Source organism: Magnetovibrio sp. (assembly GCF_036568125.1).
Lineage (GTDB): Bacteria > Pseudomonadota > Alphaproteobacteria > Rhodospirillales > Magnetovibrionaceae > Magnetovibrio.
The window spans coordinates 341,615-353,144 of sequence record NZ_DATCTF010000010.1 but is presented as its reverse complement, the minus strand read 5'-3'; the positions used below and the strand labels follow the sequence as shown (position 1 = coordinate 353,144).

General features: G+C 59.8%; 12 protein-coding genes. 7 read left to right on the top strand and 5 right to left on the bottom strand.

All coding sequences use genetic code 11. The features are described from left to right. The first annotated feature begins 72 nt into the window (after window positions 1–72). From VIN96_RS06440 to VIN96_RS06420, 5 genes are all read left to right on the top strand, one after another. Complete coding sequence (locus tag VIN96_RS06440) at window positions 73–1,419, top strand: peptidylprolyl isomerase (protein ID WP_331894773.1); 1,347 nt, start codon at window positions 73–75, stop codon at window positions 1,417–1,419. After that, the gene (gene pdxA / locus VIN96_RS06435) at window positions 1,416–2,444 is read left to right on the top strand and encodes a 4-hydroxythreonine-4-phosphate dehydrogenase PdxA (protein ID WP_331894772.1); all 1,029 of its coding nucleotides are present in this window, start codon (window positions 1,416–1,418) and stop codon (window positions 2,442–2,444) included. The genes VIN96_RS06440 and pdxA overlap by 4 nt, the downstream gene beginning before the upstream one ends. A gap of 3 nt (window positions 2,445–2,447) precedes the next feature. Further along, window positions 2,448–3,290: a 16S rRNA (adenine(1518)-N(6)/adenine(1519)-N(6))-dimethyltransferase RsmA gene (gene rsmA / locus VIN96_RS06430; protein ID WP_331894770.1), complete on the top strand. Its 843-nt coding sequence runs from the start codon at window positions 2,448–2,450 to the stop codon at window positions 3,288–3,290. Next, window positions 3,287–3,907, top strand: coding sequence for a LysE/ArgO family amino acid transporter (locus VIN96_RS06425; RefSeq protein WP_331894768.1), 621 nt, complete (start codon window positions 3,287–3,289; stop codon window positions 3,905–3,907). The genes rsmA and VIN96_RS06425 overlap by 4 nt, the downstream gene beginning before the upstream one ends. 187 nt (window positions 3,908–4,094) lie before the next feature. After that, window positions 4,095–5,762: a cytochrome D1 domain-containing protein gene (locus VIN96_RS06420; protein ID WP_331894767.1), complete on the top strand. Its 1,668-nt coding sequence runs from the start codon at window positions 4,095–4,097 to the stop codon at window positions 5,760–5,762. 86 nt (window positions 5,763–5,848) lie between these two features. Here the strand turns inward: VIN96_RS06420 and gmk are convergent, their stop codons facing one another. Beyond that, window positions 5,849–6,469, bottom strand: a complete 621-nt coding sequence (gene gmk, locus VIN96_RS06415; RefSeq protein ID WP_331895370.1) for a guanylate kinase — start codon at window positions 6,467–6,469, stop codon at window positions 5,849–5,851. Window positions 6,470–6,497: 28 nt separating this feature from the next. Continuing rightward, on the bottom strand, window positions 6,498–7,388 hold the full coding sequence (locus tag VIN96_RS06410; protein WP_331894766.1) for a YicC/YloC family endoribonuclease: 891 nt from the start codon (window positions 7,386–7,388) through the stop codon (window positions 6,498–6,500). A 114-nt stretch (window positions 7,389–7,502) separates the two neighbouring features. Here VIN96_RS06410 and VIN96_RS06405 point away from each other — a divergent pair, with 114 nt between their 5' ends. Next, complete coding sequence (locus VIN96_RS06405) at window positions 7,503–8,264, top strand: SDR family NAD(P)-dependent oxidoreductase (protein WP_331894764.1); 762 nt, start codon at window positions 7,503–7,505, stop codon at window positions 8,262–8,264. An 83-nt stretch (window positions 8,265–8,347) separates the two neighbouring features. Then, complete coding sequence (locus VIN96_RS06400) at window positions 8,348–8,716, top strand: Rap1a/Tai family immunity protein (protein WP_331894762.1); 369 nt, start codon at window positions 8,348–8,350, stop codon at window positions 8,714–8,716. A 5-nt stretch (window positions 8,717–8,721) separates the two neighbouring features. Here VIN96_RS06400 and mltG read toward each other — a convergent pair whose 3' ends face one another. The 3 genes from mltG to VIN96_RS06385 all read right to left on the bottom strand — a co-directional run bounded on the left by mltG (window position 8,722) and on the right by VIN96_RS06385 (window position 11,368). Beyond that, window positions 8,722–9,708, bottom strand: a complete 987-nt coding sequence (gene mltG, locus VIN96_RS06395; protein WP_331894760.1) for an endolytic transglycosylase MltG — start codon at window positions 9,706–9,708, stop codon at window positions 8,722–8,724. 22 nt (window positions 9,709–9,730) lie between these two features. Then, on the bottom strand, window positions 9,731–10,996 hold the full coding sequence (gene fabF, locus VIN96_RS06390) for a beta-ketoacyl-ACP synthase II (RefSeq protein ID WP_331894758.1): 1,266 nt from the start codon (window positions 10,994–10,996) through the stop codon (window positions 9,731–9,733). Window positions 10,997–11,134: 138 nt separating this feature from the next. After that, window positions 11,135–11,368, bottom strand: coding sequence for an acyl carrier protein (locus VIN96_RS06385; protein WP_331894757.1), 234 nt, complete (start codon window positions 11,366–11,368; stop codon window positions 11,135–11,137). Window positions 11,369–11,530: the final 162 nt, after the last annotated feature.

Here is an 11,530-nt window from a genome sequence, read left to right as displayed (position 1 = left end):
CGTCACTGAATTTGCAGCCGCAGCATTGGCGCATGTATGATGCGAACACAACACAAGAGAATGCCAGGAACCATGCAACGCACCACACCACAAGCATCACGACACCGCGCGAACTTCGCTTGTCAGCTCGCTTTCAGCCGTGCGAAATGGTGCTTGTTCGGCCTCATTTTATGGGCGTTCGCCTTGACTCAACTGTTTACCCCCACAGCCCACGCGCAAACCAGCTCCGGCTTAGGCATCGCCGCGGTGGTCAACGACGACGTCATCTCGATGCTAGATCTGAACGCCCGCATTTCCATGGTGATGGAATCGGCCCAGTTGGAAGACACCGCCGAAAGCCGCATGCGGATCGCGCCCCAGGTTCTACGCGGCCTGATCGACGAGAAACTCAAGCTACAAGAAACCCGCGATAGCGGCGTCAAGGTGACGCAAAAAGACATCGAACTCGCCTTGAAAGACATCGCCGAAAAAAACAAAATGAGCATCGCGCAGTTAACGGCGCATCTTCAAAGTATCGGCGCACCCATCTCCACATTGTCGGCACGCATCGAAACGGAGCTGGCGTGGAATTATTACGTGCAAAGCCGCCTGGCCAAAAAAATCCAGGTCGGCGCGGAAGAAATCAAAGACGAAATCAACCGTATTCAGACCAATGCCGGCAAACCGGAATACCTGCTGGCTGAAATTTTTCTGCCCGTCGAATCTCCTGCACAAGAATCAAATATCCGCTCCATGGCCGATGGCTTGCTGATGCAAATGCGTCAAGGCGCACCGTTTTCCGCGTTGGCGAAAAACTTCTCGCGCGCGCCGTCCGCTGCGCTCGACGGCGACATGGGATGGGTTCAGTTCTCGAATTTGGATCCGGCCTTGCAAAGGGTCGTGACCCAATTGAAGCCTGGCAACGCAAGCCCGCCAGTGCGCACCTTGGGCGGTTATTACATCATCTACCTGCGAAACGTCCGCACCAGCCCCGGCCTCGGCGGCAGTGACGCAGCGGTAAAGCTGTCGCAGTTTCATATTCCTACGCCAAAAAACAGTGATGCCGCAACGCTGCAAGGCTTGGCCCAGCAACTCGTCGCCACCACCCGCAACATGACCAGCTGCGCCCAATTGGAAGCGGCCGGAGCAAAATCCGGATCTCTGATGTCGGGATCTTTGGGGGAAATGAAAATCAGCAGCTTGCCCGAAACCATGCAAAAGGTGCTCGCTGAGCTCAAGGTCGGCCAACCCAGCGCACCCATTCCCACCGGCGGTGGTTTGGCGGTGTTGATGATTTGCGAACGCACCGACGACAACGTGGACATGGAAAAGGTTCGTGCGGACATTCGCGAACGACTGATTCAAAGCCGCCTCAACGTTGCGGAACAGCGCAAGCTGCGCGACCTGCACCGCGACGCCTTTATCGACGTACGCATATGAGCGCGCTCAAGCCACTCGGCCCCGATACCCTGCCCCTTGCCCTGACCATGGGCGATCCGGCAGGCGTCGGCGGCGACATCACCCTCAAAGCGTGGCTGCGGCGCATGGAAAACCTACCGGTATTCTTCGCCATCGACGACCCCGGCCGTTTGATCCGCCTCGCCAAGCAGTTAGGCCTGGACGTGCCCGTGCGGATCATTTTCGACCCGCTGGAAGCGCTGGATCATTTTTACGATGCCTTGCCGGTGCTCAGCGAGCCCTTGGCGACGCCGAGCGTTCCGGGAAAGCCGGATGCGCAAAACGCCCAAGCCATCATCAATGCGATTGAGCGTGCGGTTGCGTTGACGGTATCGGAACGGGCCGGCGCGGTGGTCACCAACCCCATCGCCAAGGACGTGCTATACGGCGCTGGGTTCAAATTCCCTGGCCACACCGAATTTCTCGCCCATCTGGCGGGCGAAGACATCAAGCCAGTGATGATGCTGGCGTGCGACAAGCTGCGGGTGGTTTTGGCTACCGTGCATGTGTCCGTGCGCGATGCGGTCCAACAGCTCAACGCCGACACCATCGTCGAGGTAGCGCGCATCACCCACGCAGCGTTGAAGCGCGATTTCGCCATCTCTGAGCCGACCATCGCGGTCGCCGGCCTCAACCCGCACGCGGGTGAAGGCGGCGCCATGGGCCGCGAAGAAATCGACATCATCGCCCCCGCCATCGCCCGGCTGAAATCAGAGGGCATCAACGCTGTCGGGCCGATGCCGCCCGACACCATGTTCACCGCCAAAGCCTTGCCGACTTACGACGTCGCGCTGTGCATGTATCACGACCAAGGCCTGATCCCGGTGAAGACGCTCGACTTCAACGGCGTCAACATCACCTTGGGCCTGCCGTTCGTGCGCACGTCCCCCGATCATGGCACCGCGTTCAACATCGCAGGCACTGGTCAGGCCTGCGAAGACAGCCTCATGGCGGCGTTGCGCACCGCCGCCGAAATGGCCGACGCCCGCGCCCAATTCGGGACGTGAACCATGGCCGGCGAATTCATCGACCATCTGCCGCCGTTGCGCGACATCATCGCCGAACATGGCTTGGCGGCAAAAAAGCAATTGGGCCAGAACTTCCTGTTGGATTTGAATCTAACCTCGCGCATCGCACGCACGGCAGGCGACCTGACGAACACCACCGTGATCGAAATCGGACCGGGACCGGGTGGCCTGACTCGCGCCATTTTGGCGGCGGGCGCGAAAAAGCTCGTCGCCGTTGAACGCGACGATCGCTGCATCGATGCGCTCAACGCCTATCTTGCCCCGGCGTATCCCGATCGTTTCGACATCATTGCCGGCGACGCCTTGGAACAAGATTACGAGGCCCTGGCCCCCGCGCCGCGCCGGATCATGTCCAACCTGCCCTACAACATCGCCACGCCGTTGCTGATCGGCTGGATGAAGAGCACCCGCAAGGACGCCGGCGCATTCACCGGGTTCACCTTGATGTTTCAAAAAGAGGTCGCCGACCGCATCACCGCCAAGCCGCGCACCAAGGCTTATGGACGTTTATCGATCATGTGCCAATGGCTGTGCGAGGTGCGTCCCGAATTCAACATCGACGCGCGCGCCTTCACCCCGCCGCCGAAAATCCAATCCACCGTGGTCAGCCTGATTCCGCGTCCCGCGCCCCTGGCCCCGGCCAGCTGGGACGCGATGGAGAAAGTCACCGCTGCCGCGTTCGGTCAACGCCGCAAGATGCTGCGCCAAAGCTTGAAATCCTTAGGTCTCAACCCCGAAGCCGTCGGCATCAAGGAAACCGCGCGCGCCGAAGAACTCGGCGTTGAAGAGTTCGCCGCGCTGGCGCGCTTGCTGGACGCACGATGACCACCGCATTGTTCGCGCAGGGGCTGGGGCTTGGTGCGGGGCTGATCATCGCCATCGGCTCGCAAAACGCTTTTGTGCTGCGCCAAGGCTTGAAGCACGAACATCACTTCGCCATCGCCACGTTGTGCTTCGCGATCGACGCCGCCTTGATCACGCTGGGCGGTCTTGGGGTCGGCACATTGGTGGCCAGCACGCCCGCACTCGCCACCGGCGCAGCGGTGTTCGGTGCATTGTTTTTGTTCGTTTACGGGCTACTGGCGTTTCGCCGCGCCTGGGTCGGCGAAGCGCTAAAGACGGAGAACGGCGAAAAGGTGCGCATGAGCCTCAAAGCCGCACTGCTGACTGCGCTCGGTTTCAGTTTGCTCAACCCACATGTTTACCTGGATACCGTGGTGCTGCTTGGTGGCATCTCCGGCCAACATCCCTGGCCGGATCGCGCCTGGTTCTTGACTGGCGCGGTAAGTGCGTCGCTGATGTGGTTCTACGCCCTAGCCTTCGCCGCCACTAAACTCGCACCGCTGTTTCGCGCGCCGGTCACCTGGAAAATCCTCGACGCCGCCATCGGCGTGGTGATGTGGTCAATCGCCATTAGCTTGCTTAAGCCGATGATTTCGTGAGACCAGTCACATAATCACGAATACTTCTAAAATAACTTATCGTCTCATCGTATATTACTAATTTATGTATATTATGATTTGATGCACATCAATGAATTCCACTCATTGGTGTGAGCATACTTCCGTTCGTGGGCAGATTTACTTTTATCATTTTCGCAATTACTAACCTCACAGGGGGAGTGTTGGAATGAACAGCTCACACACAATTCGGACGGCACGCAAATGGATCACATGCGCAGCCGTCTTCAGCACCGTCCTCGGTGCGTCCTTCGCATCGTATGGTGCAGAACCAAACCTGACCCTCAGCGCGGAAGAACAGGCCAAGGCCAACCAGATTTTCTTCCAACGCTGTGCCGGCTGTCACGGGGTTCTGCGCAAAGGCGCTACCGGCAAACCGCTGACCACCGACATCACCAAGGAACGTGGTTACGAAACCCTGGTGGCGTTCATCACCTATGGTTCGCCAGCCGGGATGCCCAACTGGGGCACCTCCGGTGAATTGAGCGAAGCCGAAATCGACTTGATGGCGCGCTACCTGCTCAACGAACCGCAAACCCCGCCGGAATTCGGCCTGACCGAAATCAAGGCCAGTTGGGATTTGCGCGTTCCGCCCGAAAAACGTCCAACCAAGAAGATGAATGACTGGGACATCGACAACCTGTTTTCGGTGACCCTGCGCGATGCCGGTCAGATCGCCCTGATCGACGGCAAAAGCTATGAAATCAAAACCATCATCGATACCGGTTACGCCGTGCACATCAGCCGCATTTCGGCCAGCGGCCGTTATCTGTTCGTGATCGGCCGCGACGCCAAGATCAACATGATCGATCTGTGGATGAAGGTCCCCGACACCGTCGCGTCGATCAAGGTCGGCATGGAGGCGCGCTCGGTCGAATCGTCCAAAATGAAAGGTTACGAGGACAAATACACCATCGCCGGTTCGTACTGGCCGCCCCAATACACCATCATGGACGGCAACACGTTGGAACCGCTGAAGGTCGTGTCCACCCGCGGCATGACGGTGGGCAAACAGGACTACCATCCCGAACCGCGGGTTGCGGCCATCGTCAGTTCGCACTACCGGCCCGAATTCATCGTCAACGTCAAGGAAACCGGCAAGATCTTGCTGGTCAATTACGAAGACATCAAGAACCTCAAGACCACCAGCATCGAGGCCGAGTTGTTCCTCCACGACGGCGGGCTGGATTCCACCGGGCGCTATTTCATGGTCGCCGCCAACGCCAGCAACACCATCGCCGTGGTCGACACCAAGGAAGGCAAGCTGGTCAAGTTGATCCGCGAAGCTGATGGCGTCGGCATCACCCCGCATCCCGGACGCGGCGCGAACCTCAAGCATCCGAAATACGGCCCCGTTTGGGCGACCAGCCACCTCGGCGACGAAACCGTGGCGCTGATCGGCACCGACCCGAAAGGCCATCCCGATCAAGCGTGGAAAGTGGTGCAAAGCCTGGAAGCCCAAGGCGGCGGTTCGCTGTTCGTCAAAACCCACCCCAATTCGACCAACCTGTGGGTGGACAGCCCGCTCAACCCCGACGAAGAGGTCTCGTCTTCGATTGCGGTGTTCGACATGACCAAACCGGACGCCCCGTTCGAGGTCATCCCCATCGCCAAGCTCGCAGGCCTCAAGGAAGGCGCGCGGCGCGTTGTGCAAGGGGAATACAACAAGGCCGGAACGGAAGTGTGGTTCTCGGTGTGGAACGGCAAGGATCAAGAATCCGCGATCGTGATCCTCGACGACAAAACCCGAAAGGTGAAAAAGGTCATCAAGGACAAACGGTTGATCACCCCAACCGGCAAGTTCAACGTCTTTAATACGCGCGAGGACGTGTATTAAAGAAGGTCAGGCGCCAACTCCTGACCAGCAAGCCGCCAGTCTGCCCCAGACTGGCGGCTTGTGTTTGGAAACTTCAGGAACAGAGTTTATGCCTCGTCGTCTTCATCTCGGCCGCACAACACACGCACAAAATCGTACAGCCCTTCGCGGCGGTCTTTTTTGAGGCGCTCGGCGGTGAGGATGGCTTGGACTTCGCGCACGCTGTCTTCGACGTCGATGTTGACGACGATGTAATCGTATTCGTCGTAGTGATCCATTTCCGACGCGGCTTTGTCCATGCGTTTTTTGATCACGTCTTCGGGGTCTTGAGCCCGGGTGCGCAGGCGGCGTTCAAGTTCGTTTTTCGACGGCGGCAGGATGAAGATGCGCACCAAGTCGGCGGGAGCGCGACCACGCAATTGCTGGGTGCCTTGCCAGTCGACGTCAAACAGCACGTCCTTGCCGCTGGACAACGCCGCTTCGACGGGGCCGCGCGGGGTGCCGTAGGAATTGTCGAACACGGTGGCATGTTCCAGGAACTCGTCCTTGGCGACCATGTCGTGGAAGGTGTCCTTGGTGATGAAATAATAGTCCTTGCCGTCCTCTTCACCCGGGCGCGGCGGACGGGTGGTGGCGGACACCGACATGGTCAGTTCCGGCTCGCGACTGAGCAGTTCGCGTGAAATCGTGCTTTTGCCCGCACCAGACGGCGACGACAGCACCAGCATCAGACCACGGCGTTTGATATTTTGCGGATCATTCAATGTTTTGCACCTGTTCGCGAAATTGTTCGATAACGGCTTTCAGTTCCAAGCCCACGCGGGTCAGTTCGGTGTCGGAGGATTTGGAACACAGCGTGTTGGCTTCGCGGTTGAATTCCTGACAGAGGAAATCCAGCCGCCGCCCCACCGGGGCATCCTGGCTCAACAGATCGCGCGCGGCTTCTATGTGCGCGGCCAAACGGTCCAGCTCTTCGCGCACGTCGGCCTTGGTCATGACGATGGCGGCTTCCTGCGCCAAACGGTCGGGGTCGATCGCGGCGACGTCTTGGACCAACAGCAAAATCTGATCGGCCAGGCGTTTGCGGATCGCATCCGGCTGCAACGCCGCCAGCTCGCCCGCTTCCTCGCTGAGGTTTTCGATCACCGCCAATTGGTCGTGTAGCACCCCGCCCATGCGCTCGCCTTCGTCGTTGCGCACTTCCGCCAATTGATCCAAAAGCTGATCCAGGCCTTCGGTCAACGTCGCTTCCAGGGCGCGCGCCTGTTCGTCGCCGGTTTCGTCGTCGGATTGTTCCAACACCCCGCGCAACGCCAAGATGCCGTCGACCGACGGCGGCCGCACGCCGGGCACCGCGGCTTGAATTTTCGGGATCGCGCGCAACACTTCGGCCAACACGTCTTCGTTCACCGCGACGTTGGCGCGTGCCTGGATCCAGTTGACGTCCAGATTCAGCGACACGTTGCCGCGTTTGAAGCGTTTGGCGACCCGGTCGCGCACCACGGCATCGATAAAGTCGAAGCCGCGCGGGTAACGTAGACGCACGTCGAGGCCCTTGCCGTTGACGCTTTTGGCTTCCCACCCCCAGGTGCAGGTGTCGGTGGCGCCCTCGGCACGGGCGAATCCGGTCATGGATGAAACGCTCACAAGAATCCCCTCTGAAAGGTTATGTACTTTTATAACCTCCCCCCTGCCCGGCAACAAGAACCCGCGATGCGTTGCCATTTGCACGTCGCGCCGGGATGGGGCAATCTGCCGATCATGAAAGATCCAAAATCCATTTTGATCACCGGCGCCAGCAGCGGCATCGGCGCGGCATTGGCCCTGGAATACGCCGCCCCCGGCGTGCATTTGACCCTGACAGGTCGCGATGCTGCGCGTCTCGAAGACGTGCAGAGAGATTGTGTCGACAAGGGGGCCAGCGTTCGCGCCAAAGTCCTATCCGTGACCGACCGCGCCGCCATGGCGGCATTTATCGGCGAGACGGATCGTCTTCAGCCGCTCGACCTGGTCATCGCCAACGCAGGCATTTCCGGCGGCAGCGGCGGAAACGGCGAAAGCGAAGAACAGGCCCGCGCCATCTTCGATGTCAACTTCACCGGCGTGCTCAACACCATCTGGCCGGCCATCGATGCGATGAAATCCCGAAAGCGCGGACAGATCGCCATGGTCAGTTCCATCGCCGGTATGACGCCGCTGCCCGGCGCACCCGCCTATTCGGCGTCCAAGGTCGCGGTCAAAGCGTATGCCGAAGCCTTAAACGGCGCCCTGCGCCCGGAAGGCATCGTCGTCACCGCCATTTGTCCGGGCTTCGTCGAAAGCCGCATCACGGCGAAAAACAATTTTCCCATGCCATTGTTCATGGATGCGCCAAAAGCCGCGCGACGCATCCGCAAGGGTTTGAGCAAAGGCCGCATCAGCGTGTTCTTCCCCAGACGACTGGCCGCCGTCACGTGGGCAATCGGTATGCTGCCGCCGTGCTGGCGGGTGTGGATCTTGTCCCGGGCGCCAAAAAAAGGCTAAAACTTTCCTGACCTTACCCCGGCGCGGTCAGATCGTGATATACTTAAAGCCGGAACATCCCCTAACGGATTGGAGGCGGCACGATGACCTGGGCCCTCCGCGCGGCAAGCGCGCTTCTTCTCTTCGCCGCCCTAGCACTACCCCCACACTCGGCATCGGCCACCGAGGCCTTTTCCGGCGCGCGCGATCTGCGTGGCTGGTGCGGCAACATGGCCGTCGACGACGTGCATTGGGGCCTGTGCGTCGGATCCATCACCGCCGTACACGACACGGTGATGACCTATCAGGGCTTCGACGACATGAACCAACTGGTGTGCACCAATGAAACGACGACACGCGGCGACGTAGTCACCCGAGTGATGCAGTATATGGACGATCATCCCGAGGATATGGAATACAGCCTGGGCGACGTCGTCCTGGCCGCCCTGATCGAATACTATCCTTGCGAATAGGAACGTCAGTCGCTGCGGTCACGCTTGATCTTGCGCCAGCGCTGAACGTTTCTGTTGTGCTCTTTCAAGGTGTTGGCGAACACGTGCCCGCCGCTGCCGTCGGCGACGAAGTAGAGCGCCTCGGTCTCAGCCGGATGGATCACCGCGCGGATGGCATCGCGCCCCGGATTGGCGATCGGCGTGGGCGGCAAGCCTGCCACCCGGTAGGTGTTGTAAGGGCTGTCGATTTTCAAATCGGCCCGCGTCAACGCCCGGCCCAACGCTCCGCCGCCGTCGGTCAGCGCGTATACCACCGTCGGGTCCGATTGCAGGCGCATGCCCTTTTTCAAGCGATTGAGAAACACCGCCGCGATCAAGGGGCGTTCCGCCGCAACGGCGGTTTCCTTTTCGACGATCGAGGCCAGAATCAACACCGCTTTGGGCGAGGTGAGGATGAAGTTTTCCGCCCGTTGGTCCCAAAGTTCGCCCAAAACCTTACCCATGTCGTCAGCCATGCGCGCGATCAGGTCGTTGCGCGTGTCGCCCCATGAATAATGATAGGTTTCGGGTAGCAGCCAGCCTTCATCGGGAATGGTGGATATGTCGCCCTCCAAGCCTTCCGCATCCTGGATCACCAACAGGGCCTCGGTCAGCGACAGGCCTTCGGCCAAGGTCAGCTTGCGCACCACGGTTTTGCCGCTTTGTAGAATGTCCAGGACCTCGACCGCGCTGGCGCGTACGGGCAGTTCATATTCGCCGGCGCGCAGTTTGGTGTGTGCTTCCGTCAATCGCGCCCAGATGCGAAACACCAGCGGTTGATGGGTAACGCCGACCGATTGCAGCCGCGCCGCGATGGCGCTCACGCCCAAGCCCGGTTCGATCAGGATGCGCACCGGCTGTTCATTGAGCCCCGGCGCATGGGCCTTGGCTTTGACATAGAAAAAACCACCCCCGCTGGCGCCTAGGCCAGCGAGGGCGATCAACACGAGAGCGAACAGGGCGGCGCGTTTCATGCAGCCTCCCCCTTACTCACATTCAGTCGAAAGCTTTGACGATCAGCGACGCGTTGGTGCCGCCGAATCCGAACGAGTTGCTTAACGCGGCGCGCACTTTGCGTTCCTTCGCTTGGTGCGGCACCAGGTCGATGTCGCAGCCTTCATCCGGATTGTCGAGATTGAGCGTCGGCGGAACCACGCCGTTCTTGACCGCGAGGATCGAGAAGATCGCCTCAACCGCGCCCGCCGCGCCCAACAAGTGACCGATCGCCGACTTGGTCGACGACATCGACAGGCTGTTGGCCGCATCGCCGAACGCACGCTTCACCGCGCCCAGCTCGATCACGTCGGCCATGGTCGAGGTGCCGTGGGCGTTGACGTAGTCGATGTCTTCGGGGTTGAGACCGGCACGCTTCATCGCGGCTTTCATGCAGCGATAAGCGCCGTCGCCTTCGGGTGACGGGGCGGTGATGTGATACGCATCGCCGGTCAGGCCATAGCCGACCACTTCCGCGTAGATCTTCGCACCGCGCGCTTTGGCGTGCTCGAGTTCTTCCAAAACAACCACACCGGCGCCTTCGCCCATGACGAAGCCGTCACGGTCGCGGTCCCACGGACGCGAGCCTGCGGTCGGGTTGTCGTTGTAGGTGGTGCACAAGGCTTTCGCCTGGGCGAACCCGGCCATGCCGACGCGGCAGCACGCCGCTTCCGCACCGCCCGCGATCATCACGTCGGCATCGTCCCACATGATCAAACGCGCGGCGTCGCCGATGGCGTGCGCGCCCGTCGAACACGCCGTAACCACGGCATGGTTGGGGCCCTTGAAACCATATTTGATCGATACTTGGCCGGAAATCAGATTGATCAAGCTGGCGGGGATGAAGAACGGGCTGAGACGACGCACGCCGCCGCCGCCTTCACAATCGACCGTGATCGCGCCGCTCGACAACACCGGCAAGCCGCCGATGCCCGAACCGATCAACACGCCGGTACGGCATTGCGCTTCGTGGTCCTGAGGGGTCCAACCGCTGTCTTCGACCGCCTGCTGAGCGGCGGCCATGCCGTAGACTATGAAATCGTCTACCCGGCGGCGATCCTTTGGTGAGATATACGTATCGGCATTGAACTGGCCGGGGCCGTCGCCCAAGGGGACCTGCCCGGCGATTTTCGCCGGAATGTCCGAAACATCGAAACTCTCGATGGCATTGAGACCGGATTCCGCATTGATCAGCTTTGTCCAAGTGGCTTCGACACCGTCTGCCAACGGCGAAACCATCCCCATACCCGTGACCACTACTCGACGCATGCTGACCTCATGTCAAATTGGCGTGTCAAACTTGTGCGAGACGCAACAGTATACAAGCTTCACCCATATGTGGGAAAGGCGGAGGACCGCACCCCAAAGGGTCCTGCAATCCCCCGCCCATCAACCACAATCGAACTCTTAGGAGTTCGCGGTGATGTAATCGATGGCATCCTTGATGGTCAGGATTTTTTCGGCGGCATCATCCGGGATTTCACAACCGAACTCTTCCTCAAAAGCCATCACAAGCTCAACGGTGTCCAAGCTGTCGGCGCCAAGGTCGTCGATGAAGCTAGCATTTTCAGCAACCTTGGAGTCGTCCACGCCAAGGTGCTCGATGACGATTTTCTTAACGCGGTCTGCGACATCACTCATGTCTGAATTCCTCGAACTAAAACGTTGTAAATACTAAAGAATCCTTGCCCCACCATCTACTTGAGAAGTCGTTTTCCCACGTAGCTTCCCGTACGGCACGGGCTCAAAACTCAGGCTCCCTCGGGGAGAAAGCACCGTTTCCTAACACACTTTACCTGCCAT